We start from the raw sequence: 14985 nt of genomic DNA on the forward strand, positions 1-14985 counted from the left end.
TTATGCAAGTGAAGCGTTTTTTCGCCGCCGATATGCGTCAGGCCATGAAACTGGTTCGTGACGAGCTGGGCGCCGAAGCAGCCATCATCGGCAACCGCCGGATCGCCGGCGGTGTCGAGCTGACGGCGGCCCTGGACTACAAATTGTCTGCGTTGGCCCCGCGGGTTCCGAACATGGAACTTGAGGATGAGCTGCGCAAGACCCAGTCGCGCATCGCCAGTGCCCAGGCCGAATTGAGCCTGCGCAGCAGCGAAGGCGAGGCCGCCGCCGGCACCAATCGTCAATTGTTCGCCGGCCAGCCGCTGACTGCCGGCCTGCCCTTGACCGCTGCCGAGCCGCTGATCGAGCCGACCCCGGCCGAGCCGCGTCGTCCGGCCCCGGCTCCGGCCGCGCCCGCCCCGGGTATCGACCCACGGGCCCTGGATTCGATGCGTTTCGAGCTCAACAGCCTGCGCGAGCTGATGGAAGTCCAGCTCGGCTCCCTGGCCTGGAACCAGCTGCAAGGCAGCCGCCCGGCCCAGGCCAACCTGTGGCGTCGCCTGCAACGCATCGGCCTGTCCGGTCCGTTGGCCCGCGACCTGCTGGCGCTGATCAACGATATCGAGGAGCCTCGCCAGGCCTGGCGCATGCTGCTGGCGCACCTGGCGCGGATGATCGCCACGCCGGAAGTCGAGCCGCTGGAAGAGGGCGGGGTGATTGCGATGGTCGGTCCGGCCGGCATGGGCAAGACCACCACCCTGGCCAAGCTGGCCGCCCGTTATGTGCTCAAGTACGGTTCCCAGAGCATTGCCCTGGTGAGCATGGACAGTTTCCGCATCGGCGCCCAGGAGCAACTCAAGACCCTGGGTCGGATCCTCAATGTGTCGGTGACCCACGTGGACCCGGGCCAATCCCTGGCCCAGGCGCTGGAGCCGCTGCTGCGCAAGCGTGTCGTGCTGATCGATACCGCCGGCCTGCAAGCCAGCGACCCGGCCCTGCGCATGCAGCTTGAAAGCCTGGCCGGTCGCGGTATACGGTCAAAAAATTATCTCGTGTTGGCAACCACCAGCCAGAAACAGGTTCTAACGGCCGCTTATCACAGCTACAAACGCTGTGGTCTGGCCGGTTGCATCCTGACCAAGCTGGACGAAACGGCAAGCCTGGGCGAGGTGTTGAGCCTGGCGATCGGTCACGATCTGCCGGTGGCGTACCTGACCGATGGGCCGCGGATCCCGGATGATTTGCATCTGCCGCGTCGTCATCAACTGGTCAGTCGCGCCGTGAGTGTGCAAATGCAGGACGAACCCAGCGAAGAAGCCATGGCTGACATGTTCGCTGATATCTACCACAGCCCTACCAAGCAGGTCGGCTGAGGTAATCATGAATATTTTTTGTACCTACATCGATGGTCTGCCATGCAATGTTCAGTATGAACGCGCAGCCAGTAATGTGGCCTCCGTCTAAGTAAGACAAGGTAAAGAACGAACATGGGCAGCATGCATCCCGTACAGGTGATCGCGGTGACCGGCGGCAAAGGTGGCGTCGGCAAGACTAACGTGTCAGTGAACTTGTCCCTGGCTCTGGCAGAGCTTGGCCGACGGGTCATGCTGCTGGACGCCGACCTGGGCCTGGCGAACGTCGACGTGCTGCTGGGGCTTACCCCCAAGCGCACCCTGGCGGACGTCATCGAAGGTCGCTGCGAATTGCGCGACGTGCTGCTGCAAGGGCCCGGCGGGATTCGCATCGTGCCGGCCGCCTCCGGCACCCAGAGCATGGTTCATCTGACCCCGGCCCAGCACGCCGGCCTGATCCAGGCATTCAGCGACATTGGCGATAACCTCGATGTGCTGGTGATCGATACCGCGGCCGGTATCGGTGACTCGGTCGTCAGTTTCGTACGCGCCGCCCAGGAGGTGTTGCTGGTGGTCTGCGACGAACCGACGTCCATCACCGACGCCTATGCCCTGATCAAGCTACTGAACCGCGACTATGGCATGAACCGCTTCCGCGTCCTGGCCAACATGGCCCAGAGCCCACAGGAGGGACGCAACCTGTTCGCCAAGTTGACCAAGGTCACGGATCGCTTCCTGGACGTTGCGCTTCAATACGTGGGGGCCGTGCCCTACGACGAAAGCGTACGCAAGGCCGTCCAGAAGCAACGTGCCGTCTATGAAGCCTTTCCACGTTCCAAATGCGCGCTGGCGTTCAAGGCGATCGCCCAGAAGGTCGATACCTGGCCACTGCCGGCCAACCCACGCGGGCATCTGGAATTTTTCGTCGAGCGTCTCGTGCAACAAACAGCAGGGCCCGTGTTATGACAGCCAGCGGTTACAACCATCTCTACAAGAAATCGGCACGGGACGCCCAATACGAATTGATCGAGCGTTACGCGCCCCTGGTCAAGCGCATTGCCTATCACTTGCTGGCGCGCCTGCCGGCCAGTGTCCAGGTCGAAGACCTGATCCAGGCAGGCATGATCGGCCTGCTCGAAGTGGCGAACAAATACGACGCCAGCAAGGGGGCCAGTTTCGAGACCTATGCCGGTATCCGCATTCGTGGCGCGATGCTCGATGAGGTCCGCAAGGGCGATTGGGCACCGCGTTCGGTACACCGTAATACCCGCATGGTCAGTGACGCGATTCGCGCCATCGAATCTAAAACCGGACGTGACGCTAAAGATCACGAGGTTGCGGCCGAACTCCAGTTGAGTCTCGACGATTATTACGGGATTTTGAACGATACCCTGGGCAGCCGCCTGTTCAGTTTCGACGACCTGTTGCAGGACGGCGAGCACGAAGGGCTGCATGAGGATGGCGCAAGTGCCTATATGGAGCCGTCGCGTGACCTGGAAGATGAACGCTTCCAGAGTGCGTTGGCGGATGCGATTGCCAATTTGCCGGAGCGTGAGCGACTGGTCTTGGCGCTGTACTACGACGAAGAGCTGAACCTCAAGGAAATCGGTGAGGTCCTGGGGGTCAGCGAATCGCGGGTCAGCCAGTTACACAGCCAGTGCGCGGCCCGTTTGCGGGGGCGTTTGGGGGAGTGGCGAGCGCGCTGACAGCGGGCAGGGGAGCGCAGCGGACGAGGTTGGCGGGGCAAGTTCCCATCAGTCGCCGTACGGTGCGCACCGGACCGTTGTCGAGTGTTGTGCCGGATTGATTGAAATGGCGCGTTCAGGTGCTGGACACGTTTAAGACTGCTTGGAGGTCGAATTGGACAAGAACATGAAAATCCTCATCGTTGACGATTTTTCAACGATGCGGCGGATCATTAAGAACCTGTTGCGTGACCTTGGGTTCACCAACACGGTTGAGGCCGACGATGGCACCACCGCCATCCCGGTCCTCAACAGCGGGAGCATCGACTTTCTGGTGACTGACTGGAACATGCCCGGCATGACCGGTATCGACTTGCTGCGTCATGTACGCGCCGATGAAAAACTCAAGCACCTTCCCGTGCTGATGGTCACCGCCGAAGCCAAGCGCGAGCAGATCATCGAAGCGGCCCAGGCCGGTGTGAACGGCTATGTGGTCAAACCCTTCACGGCCCAGGCGTTGAAAGAGAAGATCGAGAAAATCTTCGAACGCATCGGTTAATGGCGCCACGGGGGAGCTATGGAGCATAACGAATCTTCAATGGGCGATTTCGAATCGACCCTGAAAAAACATGCCCGCGAACTGGTCGATAGCCTTGAAAAAGGCCGCTTCGGCGACGCTGTCCAGATGATCCACGAGCTCAACCAGACCCGGGATCGTGGTCTGTACCAGGAAGTCGGCAAGCTCACCCGTGAACTGCACAGCGCAATCGTCAATTTCCAGATCGACCCGAACATGCCGCAGGCCGAGGAGGTCTCGCAGATCACCGACGCGACCGAGCGCCTGTCCTACGTGGTCAAGCTGACCGAGGCCGCGGCCAACCGCACCATGGACCTGGTGGAAAGCGCTACGCCCCTGGTCAACGGCCTGGGCGACGAAGCCCAGGCCTTGAGCGCCGATTGGGGCCGGTTCATGCGGCGGGAAGTCGGGGCCCAGGAATTCCGGGAGCTGGCTCGCCGTGTCGACGGTTTTCTGACACGCAGCAGCGCCGACAACCGCGCCGTGGCGAACAACCTCAACGACATTCTGCTGGCCCAGGACTATCAGGACCTGACCGGGCAGGTGATCAAGCGCGTGACCCAACTGGTCACCGAAGTCGAAAGCAATCTGCTCAAACTCGTGCTCATGGCCAGTCAGGTGGACCGCTTTGCGGGCATCGAACATGACCGTGCGGCGATGCTCGCTGAAAAAGATCCAAAAAAACATCTCTCCCAGGGTGAAGGTCCGCAAATTCATGCCGATAAAAGAGAAGACGTTGTATCCGGTCAGGACGACGTGGACGATTTGTTGTCCAGCCTTGGATTTTGAGTTTGTAGGTCGTGATAACGGTTAATACCGATCGCGCCGTGCCCCACAAGGCGCAAGACCCAGGCACGAGGAGTGTGGTTTGGTCTTACCAAATGAACGACGAGTAACGACGGATTGCGCCTTGTGGGGCGCACCCCGAGAGGTTGGAGTCCAGAGCGCGCCATGCTGCGTTGCAAGCCTTGCCGGGCACGCTCACGACACCAATGCGATCCGGGATTAACCGTCATCACGACCTACCTGTTTTAGGAGCAGCCATTAATGAGCTTCGGCGCCGATGAAGAGATCCTTCAGGATTTCCTGGTTGAGGCCGGCGAGATTCTAGAGCAACTGTCCGAACAACTGGTCGAGCTGGAAAGCCGGCCTGACGATGCGGATCTGCTCAATGCAATTTTTCGCGGTTTCCACACTGTAAAAGGAGGCGCCGGCTTCCTCCAGCTCAACGAGCTGGTGGAGTGCTGTCACATTGCCGAGAACGTGTTCGACATCCTGCGCAAGGGTGAGCGTCGCGTTGACTCGGAGCTGATGGACGTGGTGCTTGAAGCACTGGATGCGGTCAACAGCATGTTCAGCGAAGTGCGCGAGCGCTCGCCCATTACCCCTGCCACGCCTGAGCTGCTCGCCGCGCTGTCGCGCCTGGCCGAGCCGCAATCGGCCGACGAAGCCGCTCCGGCTGAAGAACCCGCTGTCGAAGAGCCTGTCGCCGAAGAACCGGTGGCGCAAGAGTCGGGCGATATCACCGATAACGAATTCGAACAACTGCTGGACTCCCTGAGCGCCGTCAAGGCTGAAGCCCAGGTCCAGGCCCCGGTAGCGCCAGCGGCGCAAGCCGCCGATGGCACGGCCAGCGACGAAATCACCGATGCCGAGTTCGAGTCGCTGCTCGACCAGCTCCACGGCAAGGGCCAGTTCGCCCCGGATGCCGTCGCCCCGACGCCAACACCTGCGGCCCCCAGCGCGGCAGGCGACAACTCCGACATCACCGACGATGAATTCGAAGCGCTACTCGACCAGTTGCATGGCAAGGGCACGTTCGCCGTTGACGCGCTGGAGTCGGCCATCGCTTCTGCACCGGGCTCGGACAAACCATCCGCCGCGGCGGCCGGCAGCGACCTGATCACTGACCAGGAATTCGAATCGCTGCTCGACGAACTGCACGGCAAAGGCAAGTTCAGCGAAGTCGGTACCGCCACTGCCGCATCGACGGCCGCGCCGGCCGCCAAGGCTGCGCCCAAGCCCGCTGCCAAGGCGCCGGAAAGCAAGGCGCCCCAAGCCAAGGCCGAGACGCCTGCGCCGGCGGCCGCGGCCAAGCCAGCCGCCCCGGCACCTGCTCGCGCAGCCGCTGCCGCGCCAGCGGAAAAACCGACCAGCGAAGCCGAGACAACCGTTCGGGTCGACACCGCGCGCCTGGACGAGATCATGAACATGGTCGGCGAACTGGTGCTGGTGCGTAACCGTCTGGTGCGCCTGGGCCTCAACAGCCAGGACGAAGCCATGTCCAAGGCGGTGTCGAATCTCGACGTGGTCACCGCCGACCTGCAGACCGCGGTCATGAAGACCCGGATGCAGCCGATCAAGAAAGTCTTCGGGCGCTTCCCGCGCCTGGTACGAGACCTGGCTCGCCAGCTCAAGAAAGAAATCAACCTGGAACTGGTGGGTGAAGAAACCGACCTGGACAAGAACCTCGTCGAGGCCTTGGCCGACCCGCTGGTCCACTTGGTGCGCAACGCGGTCGACCACGGCATCGAGTCGCCGGAAGAGCGCGAGGCCGCCGGCAAGGTCCGCAGCGGCAAGGTGATCCTGGCCGCCGAGCAGGAGGGTGATCACATCCTGCTGTCGATCTCCGACGACGGCAAGGGCATGGACCCCGAGATATTGCGGGCCATCGCAGTGAAACGCGGTGTGATGGACAAGGATGCCGCCGACCGCCTCAGCGACACCGAGTGCTACAACCTGATCTTCGCCCCGGGGTTCTCCACCAAGACCGAGATTTCCGACGTATCGGGCCGTGGCGTGGGCATGGACGTGGTGAAAACCAAGATCTCCCAGCTCAACGGTTCGATCAACATTCATTCGGTCAAGGGTTCGGGCTCGAAGATCCTCATCAAGGTGCCGCTGACCCTGGCGATCATGCCGACCCTGATGGTGATGCTGGGCAACCAGGCCTTCGCCTTCCCATTGGTCAACGTCAACGAGATTTTCCACCTCGACCTGTCGAAGACCAACGTGGTGGACGGCCAGGAAGTGGTGATCGTGCGGGACAAGGCGCTGCCGCTGTTCTACCTCAAGCGCTGGCTGGTCAGCTCCGCCGCCCATGTGGAGCAGGGCGAAGGCCATGTGGTGATCCTTTCGGTCGGTACCCAGCGGATCGGCTTCGTCGTCGACCAGCTCGTGGGCCAGGAAGAAGTGGTCATCAAGCCGTTGGGCAAGATGCTCCAGGGCACCCCGGGCATGTCCGGCGCCACCATCACTGGCGACGGCCGCATCGCGCTGATCCTCGATGTGCCAAGCATGCTCAAGCGTTACGCCACACGGCGTATTTGATTCTGGGGGGCGTGGCCCAGGGCCGCGCCTCGTCTAACGGAGTGTTTATGGTAGTTAAAGTCCTGGTGGTGGACGATTCGGGGTTCTTCCGCCGCCGCGTCTCGGAAATTCTTTCAGCGGATACGAGTATTCAGGTCGTCGGCACCGCGACCAACGGCAAAGAGGCGATCGATCAGGCCCTGGCCCTCAAGCCGGACGTGATCACCATGGACTACGAGATGCCCATGATGGATGGCATCACCGCCGTGCGGCATATCATGCAGCGCTGCCCGACCCCGGTATTGATGTTCTCCTCGCTGACCCACGAAGGCGCCCGGGTGACCCTCGATGCGCTGGACGCCGGCGCGGTGGATTTCCTGCCGAAGAATTTCGAGGACATCTCGCGCAACCCCGACAAGGTCCGGCAGTTGCTCTGCGAGAAGGTCCACAGCATTTCCCGCAGCAACCGGCGCGTGAGTGCCTACAGCCCACCGGCCCCGGCGCCGGTGTCCGCGCCTGCGCCTGCCCCGGCTTCATCGGGTGGTTTCAATCCGGCGCCGGCGCGCAGCGCTGCGCCTGCTGCGCCAACCCGTGCCGCGCCCGCCGCCACGGCCTCGTCGCCGGCGCCCAAGCGCAAGGCCTACAAACTGGTCGCCATCGGTACTTCCACCGGTGGTCCGGTGGCGCTGCAGCGGGTCCTGACCCAGTTGCCGGCCAATTTCCCGGCCCCCATCGTGCTGATCCAGCACATGCCCGCCGCGTTCACCAAGGCATTCGCCGAGCGCCTGGACAAGCTCTGCCGCATCAGCGTCAAGGAAGCCGAGGATGGCGATGTCCTGCGTCCCGGCCTGGCGCTGCTGGCGCCGGGTGGCAAGCAGATGATGATCGATGGCCGTGGCGCGGTGAAAATCCTGCCTGGCGACGAGCGCCTGAACTACAAGCCTTGTGTGGATATCACCTTCGGTTCCGCCGCGAAATCCTACGGCGACAAAGTTCTGGCGGTGGTGCTCACCGGCATGGGGGCCGATGGTCGCGAAGGCGCGCGCCTGCTCAAGCAGGGCGGCAGCACGATCTGGGCCCAGGACGAAGCCAGCTGCGTGATCTATGGCATGCCCATGGCGATTGTCAAAGCGGACCTGGCCGACGGGATATATGGCCTGGACGATATCGGTAGACACCTGGTCGAGGCGTGCCTGTAATGGATGTGCTCAGCCTGATCGGCATCATCATGGCGTTCGTCGCCATCATCGGTGGCAATTATCTGGAAGGCGGCCATCTCGGGGCCCTGGCCAACGGCCCGGCCGCGTTGATCGTGCTGGGCGGCACCATCGGGGCCGCTTTGCTGCAGTCACCCATGAGCGCCTTCAAGCGCGCCATGCAGGTGCTGGTCTGGATCCTGTTCCCGCCACGGGTCGACCTGGCCGGTGGCATCGATCGCGTCGTGAACTGGAGCCTGACCGCCCGCAAGGAGGGCCTGCTCGGTCTGGAAGGGGTGGCTGACGCCGAACCGGACAGCTATTCGCGCAAAGGCCTGCAGCTGCTGGTGGACGGCGCCGAGCCGGAAGCCATCCGCAGCATCCTGGAAGTGGATTTCTATACCCAGGAAAGCCGTGACATCGAAGCAGCCAAGGTGTTCGAAAGCATGGGCGGCTACGCACCTACCATCGGCATCATCGGTGCGGTCATGGGCCTGATCCACGTGATGGGTAACCTGGCCGATCCATCGCAACTGGGCAATGGTATCGCCGTGGCTTTCGTCGCCACGATCTATGGCGTGGCCAGCGCCAACCTGGTGTTGCTGCCCATCGCCGCCAAGCTCAAGGCCATCGCCCTGCGCCAGTCGCGTTATCGTGAAATGTTGCTGGAGGGCATCCTGTCCATCGCCGAGGGTGAGAACCCGCGTTCCATCGAGTTGAAGCTCCAGGGCTTCATGGACTGATGGGGGATAGGGACAATGGCACGCCGCAGACAGCATGAAGAGCACGTCAACCACGAACGCTGGCTGGTTTCCTACGCCGACTTCATCACCTTGCTGTTTGCCTTTTTCGTGGTGATGTACTCGATCTCGTCGGTCAACGAAGGCAAGTACAAGGTGATTTCCGAAGCGCTGCTCGGCGTCTTTACCGACTCGGACCGCGCCCTCAAGCCTATCCCCATCGGCGACGAACGCCCCAAGACCACGACGCCGGCCAAGCCGTTGGTCAGGGACGCCGAGCAGGTGGATGCCGGCATCGCCGGCGGCAGCGATCCGCTGAAAAGCATTGCCGACGACATCAGCGCCGCGTTCGGCGACCTGATCAGTTCCAACCAGATGACCGTGCGCGGCAATGAGCTGTGGGTGGAGATCGAGCTCAACTCCAGCCTGTTGTTCGGCAGCGGCGATGCGATGCCCAGTGACATGGCGTTCAACATCATCGACAAGGTGGCGGCGATCCTCAAGCCGTTCGACAACCCGATTCATGTGGAAGGCTTCACCGACGACCAGCCGATCCGCACCGCGCAGTACCCGACCAACTGGGAGCTGTCCTCGGCCCGTTCGGCCAGTATCGTGCGCATGCTTGCCATGCAGGGCGTGAATCCTGGCCGCCTGGCATCGGTGGGGTACGGCGAGTTCCAGCCGGTGGCCAACAATGCCACTGCCGAGGGGCGTGCGCGCAACCGGCGGGTGGTGCTGGTGGTGTCGCGCAACCTCGACGTGCGCCGCAGCCTGACCGGTACCGGCACGGCCCATGCGACGCCGGATGCGGCATTGAAGCGGGCTGGCACACAAACTGCACCGACCTCGGTCAACACACCGGGAAGACCGAGCGCCGTCAATTCTCCGTCACCCGCTTTATAACCGAGCTATTTCTCGGTCGAGCCTGTTTCGGCCGGGAGGAACGATCCGAATGAGAGTCTGGGCAGTTGCCAATCAGAAAGGGGGCGTGGGTAAAACCACCTCTTCCATCGCTTTAGCCGGATTGCTGGCCGAGGCGGGCAAGCGCGTGGTCATTGTCGATCTGGACCCGCACGGCTCGATGACCAGTTACTTTGGCTACGATCCCGATAGCCTGGAGCACAGCAACTACGACCTGTTCCTGCACAAGGGCAGCGTGCCCGAGGGCTTGCCCGGGCAGTTGCTGTTGTCCACCAGCGACGAGCGGATTTCCCTGCTGCCGTCCAGCACCGCCCTGGCCACCCTGGAGCGCCAGTCGCCTGGCCAGAGCGGCCTGGGCCTGGTGATCGCCAAGAGTCTGGCGCAACTGTGGCAGGATTTCGATTATGCGATCATCGACAGCCCGCCGTTGCTTGGCTTGCTGATGGTCAACGCCTTGGCGGCCAGCCAGCAACTGGTGATCCCGGTGCAGACCGAGCACCTGGCGGTCAAGGGGTTGGAGCGGATGGTCAACACCTTGGCGATGGTCAACCGCTCGCGCAAGCAATCGCTGGCCTTCAACATCGTGCCAACCCTGTTCGACCGGCGCACCCAGGCTTCCATGGGCACCCTGCGGGTATTGCGCGACATGTATCCCGATGACATCTGGCAAGGCTACATCCCGGTGGACACGCGCCTGCGCGATGCCAGTCGCGCCGGCCTGACCCCTTCGCAGTTCGATGGCAAGAGCCGTGGCGTGCTGGCTTACCGCGCGCTGCTCAAGCATCTCCTGGCCCAGCAGCTCGTTCCACAGCAGGTGGCCTGATTGAACGCGTCCAGAATCATCGCAGGCTCAAGTCCCATGGCATCCATGCCGATAACATTCATATGGGGCGCACTGTTCCAATGAACCGCCCGATCAAGACAACCTCGCGTCCGCAAATGGCCCTGCAGTCTTATCTGGATGGGCTGTTGCAGGAAGCGACCGAAGAATTGCCACCGCCGCCGAGCGTGATCGAGGCCTTGCCTGGGTCCGTCGAAGCCGAGGGTGTACTGGATGAATTCCAGGCGGCCGTGCTCGAAGAGCAGGCCCGTGATGCACGCAAGCCCGTGGTTGCCCCGGTGGCCAAGGCTCCGGGGGTCGAAGCGCCGTCGATAGAGCCGGCCGTGAAAGTGATGGAGGTACCCGCGCCAATCCTGGCGCCGGTCTCGACCGTTGCGCCGTTGTTGCAGGGCCTGGTCAAGCCGGTGGTGGAAGTTCACCTGCCGCCGAGCAGCCCGCCGCCACCGGTGCCGGGAAACGACCGTCCGGCCTGGGCCGCCGAGGCGTTCGAGTGCCTGTTGTTCGATGTGGCCGGGTTGACCCTGGCGGTGCCGCTGGTTTGCCTGGGATCGATTTATTCCCTGGCCGGGCAGGAATTGACGCCGTTGTTCGGCCAGCCGGAATGGTTCCTCGGGATCCTGCCCAGCCAGGCCGGCAACCTGAAGGTGCTGGATACCGCGCGCTGGGTGATGCCGGATCGTTATCGCGACGATTTCCGCCAGGGCCTTCAGTACGTGATTTCGGTGCAGGGCTACGAGTGGGGATTGGCGGTGCATCAGGTCAGTCGCTCGTTGCGCCTGGACCCGAACGAAATCAAGTGGCGCAGCCATCGAGGGCAACGGCCATGGCTGGCCGGTACGGTGATCGAGCACATGTGCGCCTTGCTGGACGTTTCCGAGCTGGCCGAGCTGATCGCCAGCGGCGGGGCAAAACACCTGGGCGGCACCAAGCCGGTCCAGAAACCGAAATAACACAACCGGCGACGCAGGGCGTCACGGGGCAGAACACACCGCCACAGGCGGTTTTTCGAGGGGTCAGGGTATGAATGATAAGGCGTCGTCTCTCAAGGGTTCCGAAGATCCGATCCTGCAATGGGTCACCTTCAAGCTCGATAACGAAACCTACGGCATCAACGTGATGCGCGTGCAGGAAGTGCTGCGCTATACCGAGATCGCTCCGGTACCGGGTGCGCCCAGCTATGTGCTGGGTATCATCAACCTGCGTGGCAACGTAGTCACGGTGATCGACACTCGCCAGCGTTTCGGCTTGAACTCCACTGAAGTCAACGACAACACCCGTATCGTGATCATCGAGGCCGACAAGCAAGTGGTCGGTATCCTGGTGGACAGCGTCGCTGAAGTGGTTTACTTGCGTCAGTCGGAAATCGAAACCGCGCCTAACGTCGGTAACGAAGAATCGGCCAAGTTCATCCAGGGCGTGTGCAACAAGAACAACGAGTTGCTGATCCTGGTCGAACTGGAAAAAATGATGAGCGAAGAAGAATGGTCGGAACTGGAGAGTATCTGATTTGATCCTTGAGGTAGCAGTCATTGTCCTGTTCCTGTTCTGGGCCGGTACGCTGGCGATGTTCCTGGCCTACATCCGCGCCCAGCGGCAGATCGCCGCGCAGCAGGCCCAGGGCGATGCGCTGCGCGATCAGCGCATCAAGGACCTGGCCAAGCGTGTCGACGATTACCAGAACGGCACCGTGCGCATGGGCGAAGCCCTCCATGAACTGCGCGCCGTGGTCGGCCCGTTGCCGGACAAGCTGGCCCAGCTGGAACAGCGCGACCCCTCGAGCCTTTCTTTCGCCCAGGCCGCGCGTCTGGTCGGCATGGGCGCCAGCGTCGACGAACTGACCCAGGCCTGCGGCTTGACCCAGGCCGAAGCGGAGTTGATGAGTAAGTTGCACCGGGGCGGCTAAGAGCCTTGAGTGGCAAGCTGCAAGAGATATCAGCCTTGCAGGTTGTCCTGCGCTTAGGCTTGTCCTTGCCTCGTGAAATAGCTGACAAGTTCCTTCGCGCTTGCGCACCCTGGGTGCGAGGCCGCTTGGCGAATGCTGAAGCCATAGTGCTTGACCATCTTCTTTGCAAATGCGGTCTTGTTGCCCGGACCGCGTTTACCAAGCTCATTTGATATCTCTTTGAGGCGGTCCCAGGGCTTGTTCAGTGTCTGCTCGGGCTGAGGCTCATCGAAGTGATGTACGTCAAGCCATTTGCGTATCGCACTTGAGTCAGCCAGGAACCAACCTTCCAATGCTTTTACAGCGACAAATGTGATATCTATTCGAGCGTTTGAGATGCGCTTTCTGACGACATCAACTGATTCTTCGTCTTCGAGATCGGTAAGCACTACGATTCTGTCGACCGCTTGCTGATCCAGGCGCGCCAGATAGGCGTCGATGTTTTGCGGTAAAAGATTACCGCCCCCCTTAGCATTGACCACGGGATTGACCAGTTCAAAGTCGTTTTCCAGCAGAAGCGCTCTGAAATCAGCGGATTCGATAACTATTTTTTCGCTGTCGCCTTCCACGATGAATCCAACTCTTACCATGGCAGGCCTCCATCGAAAAGATTGGCCAGCCAGGCTGTGTCCAACGGGATATCTTTTTTATCGACCCTTGAGTCCGAAGCACATTTGACCTTGGTCTTGCCATCCTCTTTATTCACGAGCCACAGTTCTTCAAGGTCAAGATTCCGGACAACGGATTCGCTATGGGTGGTGATGAGAACTGGGTGCTCCACGGACGCATTTTCATGCATCAACTGAACCAGCTCACCAATAGCTTTCGGATGAATGCCTCGTTCCGGTTCCTCTATGATTGTGATGCCTGATTTGTCTGCACGGCTTAATACAGCGGTCATGATGCACAGGGCGTAAATCGTACCGTCAGAAATCAGCCGTGCCGGGAACCGGGCTTTTGTTCCTTCTTCCTTGAAGGTAATCACTGTGGAGCCATCCAACCTTTGCTTCTCGGTAGACACATTCTCCATTCCGGGAACTATCAATTCGATCCATTCCAATATCTGGTCACGAAAACGTTCGTTTTTCTCCAGAACTGACAACATGGTTGCTACGTTCCGACCGTGGCTGTCGAGTGTCGTAGCGTCAGCTGTTGAGCTGTCAGGTTCCTTGGCTTCCAGCGGATCGATCCGGAATACCTGGATATTGGTAAGCATGCGATACAGTGGCGAATGGCTTAGCAACATGAGCGCAGTCATATCCTGTGCATATTCAGGCAGAAGCTGCAGACCCTGGGCGTCACTTAAAGCAATCTGCGTTTCATTGCTGCTCTTGCGGTCAATGACCTGTTTGCCGTTGACCTTTAAGCTTTCAAGTACCCGGGGTACCCGGTCTATCTCGGATATCTTCAAGTTGTAGTCGAAAGTCTCTTCTTTGAGCTTAATCTTGAGCGCAAAGGAGATCGTCGTACGGTTTTCCTTTCTATGCTTGAAGCAGTGAATCTGCTGGAACCCCCCAAAGTCGCGTATTGCCTGGGCAGCCCCTCGTTTCACTACCGCACCTAGAAAGGCCAGCGCGTCAGTAATGTTGCTCTTACCTGCGCCGTTCGAGCCGGCCAGCGCTGTAAAGGGTGGTAGATCCCGTAGGACTATATTTACCGCGCTCTTGAAGCCTTTGATCTCGAGGTATTCAATTTTCATCGCAAATCCTCAGCTCTCCTCAGTCACCGTTTCAGTACAGAATTTCTTAAGATCAGGCGCTTGGAGTTATTTTTCGTAACGTATTCTACTCAATGGACGCTGATTCTATAGACAAATTGGAAGGCCTGCTCCTGAGTAAAACTCGTCAGGGCTGTGACTACTTTACAGCCAAGGCCGAGACCGAAAAGTGACAGCCTCAATCTCCGAATTTCTTTCGAAGCATTTTTCCACCGCCTCTAAATACGAACCAGAAAAGCGACAACCCGCCGAAGCGGGTTGTATAGCTGGAAGTCATTACTGCCCCTCAGGCACCTCCAAGCCCCGCACCTCAATTACCCGAAACACATCGCTCACATCCTGAACCAGGATCCGAGCAATGTTGGTGACTGTATTGATGTCGTTTTCGGCATAGTCGGGCAGGGTGGTGCAGGCCATGAGATTGAGGTACTTGAGGACGGCCTCAAGGCGTTCGTTAAGGCAGCTGTGGAGTTCAATCAGTGGGGCATTGGCATCAATGAGGAGGACGGGATGTTCGGTGGCGAAGTGAGACATGGGGGTGAAGTGGTTGAGCGGGTGTTGAGTTGTCATGGTGTTAATCCTGATAAAAATTGGATCTGCCACCGTTCTGCTGCGAAACAGGATGGGTGGCAGTTATGCGCGGGTTCGCAGACCGGAGGATTAACACCAAGACCCGGCAGACCCGAAGGTCTCCCACGCACAACCGCCATGAAACGATGCGCAACC

16 protein-coding genes are annotated in these 14985 nt (G+C 60.5%); 13 read left to right on the top strand and 3 right to left on the bottom strand.

Annotated elements, in window-relative coordinates; translation table 11 throughout:
• Nucleotides 1-2 precede the first annotated feature (2 nt).
• From flhF to AC1M7R_RS19155, 13 genes are all read left to right on the top strand, one after another.
• Complete coding sequence (gene flhF / locus AC1M7R_RS19095; RefSeq protein ID WP_072389480.1) at nucleotides 3-1352, top strand: flagellar biosynthesis GTPase FlhF; 1350 nt, start codon at nucleotides 3-5, stop codon at nucleotides 1350-1352.
• 114 nt (nucleotides 1353-1466) lie between these two features.
• Entirely contained in the window at nucleotides 1467-2297 is an 831-nt protein-coding gene (gene fleN, locus AC1M7R_RS19100; RefSeq protein WP_003184001.1) for a flagellar synthesis regulator FleN, read from the top strand.
• Nucleotides 2294-3037 carry an RNA polymerase sigma factor FliA gene (gene fliA / locus AC1M7R_RS19105; RefSeq protein WP_072389477.1) on the top strand — a complete coding sequence of 248 codons (744 nt, stop codon included), beginning with the start codon at nucleotides 2294-2296 and terminating at the stop codon, nucleotides 3035-3037. The genes fleN and fliA overlap by 4 nt, the downstream gene beginning before the upstream one ends.
• A gap of 166 nt (nucleotides 3038-3203) precedes the next feature.
• The gene (locus AC1M7R_RS19110; protein WP_003183998.1) at nucleotides 3204-3575 is read left to right on the top strand and encodes a chemotaxis response regulator CheY; all 372 of its coding nucleotides are present in this window, start codon (nucleotides 3204-3206) and stop codon (nucleotides 3573-3575) included.
• An 18-nt stretch (nucleotides 3576-3593) separates the two neighbouring features.
• Complete coding sequence (locus AC1M7R_RS19115) at nucleotides 3594-4382, top strand: protein phosphatase CheZ (RefSeq protein ID WP_072389475.1); 789 nt, start codon at nucleotides 3594-3596, stop codon at nucleotides 4380-4382.
• Nucleotides 4383-4640: 258 nt separating this feature from the next.
• Entirely contained in the window at nucleotides 4641-6923 is a 2283-nt protein-coding gene (locus tag AC1M7R_RS19120; protein WP_072389473.1) for a chemotaxis protein CheA, read from the top strand.
• Between the two features lie 47 nt (nucleotides 6924-6970).
• Nucleotides 6971-8101 (top strand): protein-glutamate methylesterase/protein-glutamine glutaminase, encoded by a 1131-nt coding sequence (locus AC1M7R_RS19125; RefSeq protein WP_072389471.1) that lies wholly within the window; start codon nucleotides 6971-6973, stop codon nucleotides 8099-8101.
• Complete coding sequence (locus AC1M7R_RS19130) at nucleotides 8101-8841, top strand: flagellar motor protein (RefSeq protein ID WP_072389468.1); 741 nt, start codon at nucleotides 8101-8103, stop codon at nucleotides 8839-8841. Before AC1M7R_RS19125 ends, AC1M7R_RS19130 begins: the two co-directional genes overlap by 1 nt.
• A gap of 15 nt (nucleotides 8842-8856) precedes the next feature.
• Nucleotides 8857-9741 carry a flagellar motor protein MotD gene (gene motD, locus AC1M7R_RS19135; protein ID WP_072389466.1) on the top strand — a complete coding sequence of 295 codons (885 nt, stop codon included), beginning with the start codon at nucleotides 8857-8859 and terminating at the stop codon, nucleotides 9739-9741.
• A 49-nt stretch (nucleotides 9742-9790) separates the two neighbouring features.
• Nucleotides 9791-10582 carry a ParA family protein gene (locus AC1M7R_RS19140; RefSeq protein ID WP_053154985.1) on the top strand — a complete coding sequence of 264 codons (792 nt, stop codon included), beginning with the start codon at nucleotides 9791-9793 and terminating at the stop codon, nucleotides 10580-10582.
• A gap of 80 nt (nucleotides 10583-10662) precedes the next feature.
• The gene (locus tag AC1M7R_RS19145; RefSeq protein ID WP_072458134.1) at nucleotides 10663-11550 is read left to right on the top strand and encodes a CheW domain-containing protein; all 888 of its coding nucleotides are present in this window, start codon (nucleotides 10663-10665) and stop codon (nucleotides 11548-11550) included.
• Nucleotides 11551-11620: 70 nt separating this feature from the next.
• The gene (locus tag AC1M7R_RS19150; protein ID WP_024778681.1) at nucleotides 11621-12106 is read left to right on the top strand and encodes a chemotaxis protein CheW; all 486 of its coding nucleotides are present in this window, start codon (nucleotides 11621-11623) and stop codon (nucleotides 12104-12106) included.
• Nucleotide 12107: 1 nt separating this feature from the next.
• Nucleotides 12108-12503: a DUF2802 domain-containing protein gene (locus AC1M7R_RS19155; RefSeq protein WP_072389462.1), complete on the top strand. Its 396-nt coding sequence runs from the start codon at nucleotides 12108-12110 to the stop codon at nucleotides 12501-12503.
• 53 nt (nucleotides 12504-12556) lie between these two features.
• Here AC1M7R_RS19155 and AC1M7R_RS19160 read toward each other — a convergent pair whose 3' ends face one another.
• From AC1M7R_RS19160 to AC1M7R_RS19170, 3 genes are all read right to left on the bottom strand, one after another.
• Nucleotides 12557-13132 carry a DUF4276 family protein gene (locus AC1M7R_RS19160; RefSeq protein WP_490609828.1) on the bottom strand — a complete coding sequence of 192 codons (576 nt, stop codon included), beginning with the start codon at nucleotides 13130-13132 and terminating at the stop codon, nucleotides 12557-12559.
• Nucleotides 13126-14241, bottom strand: a complete 1116-nt coding sequence (locus AC1M7R_RS19165) for an AAA family ATPase (RefSeq protein WP_490609829.1) — start codon at nucleotides 14239-14241, stop codon at nucleotides 13126-13128. The genes AC1M7R_RS19160 and AC1M7R_RS19165 overlap by 7 nt, the downstream gene beginning before the upstream one ends.
• Nucleotides 14242-14535: 294 nt before the next feature.
• Entirely contained in the window at nucleotides 14536-14829 is a 294-nt protein-coding gene (locus AC1M7R_RS19170) for a fructose-bisphosphate aldolase (protein ID WP_490609830.1), read from the bottom strand.
• Nucleotides 14830-14985 lie beyond the last annotated feature (156 nt).

The organism is Pseudomonas sp. MS01C9 (assembly GCF_058202755.1).

Coding starts and splice junctions, on each gene's coding strand:
- AC1M7R_RS19145 (WP_072458134.1), top strand. CDS start 10,663: ATGAACCGCCCGATCAAGACAACCTCGCGTCCGCAAATGGCCCTGCAG.
- flhF (WP_072389480.1), top strand. CDS start 3: ATGCAAGTGAAGCGTTTTTTCGCCGCCGATATGCGTCAGGCCATGAAA.
- fliA (WP_072389477.1), top strand. CDS start 2,294: ATGACAGCCAGCGGTTACAACCATCTCTACAAGAAATCGGCACGGGAC.
- AC1M7R_RS19125 (WP_072389471.1), top strand. CDS start 6,971: ATGGTAGTTAAAGTCCTGGTGGTGGACGATTCGGGGTTCTTCCGCCGC.
- AC1M7R_RS19170 (WP_490609830.1), bottom strand. CDS start 14,829: ATGACAACTCAACACCCGCTCAACCACTTCACCCCCATGTCTCACTTC.
- AC1M7R_RS19160 (WP_490609828.1), bottom strand. CDS start 13,132: ATGGTAAGAGTTGGATTCATCGTGGAAGGCGACAGCGAAAAAATAGTT.
- AC1M7R_RS19120 (WP_072389473.1), top strand. CDS start 4,641: ATGAGCTTCGGCGCCGATGAAGAGATCCTTCAGGATTTCCTGGTTGAG.
- motD (WP_072389466.1), top strand. CDS start 8,857: ATGGCACGCCGCAGACAGCATGAAGAGCACGTCAACCACGAACGCTGG.
- AC1M7R_RS19140 (WP_053154985.1), top strand. CDS start 9,791: ATGAGAGTCTGGGCAGTTGCCAATCAGAAAGGGGGCGTGGGTAAAACC.
- fleN (WP_003184001.1), top strand. CDS start 1,467: ATGGGCAGCATGCATCCCGTACAGGTGATCGCGGTGACCGGCGGCAAA.
- AC1M7R_RS19130 (WP_072389468.1), top strand. CDS start 8,101: ATGGATGTGCTCAGCCTGATCGGCATCATCATGGCGTTCGTCGCCATC.
- AC1M7R_RS19165 (WP_490609829.1), bottom strand. CDS start 14,241: ATGAAAATTGAATACCTCGAGATCAAAGGCTTCAAGAGCGCGGTAAAT.
- AC1M7R_RS19115 (WP_072389475.1), top strand. CDS start 3,594: ATGGAGCATAACGAATCTTCAATGGGCGATTTCGAATCGACCCTGAAA.
- AC1M7R_RS19110 (WP_003183998.1), top strand. CDS start 3,204: ATGAAAATCCTCATCGTTGACGATTTTTCAACGATGCGGCGGATCATT.
- AC1M7R_RS19150 (WP_024778681.1), top strand. CDS start 11,621: ATGAATGATAAGGCGTCGTCTCTCAAGGGTTCCGAAGATCCGATCCTG.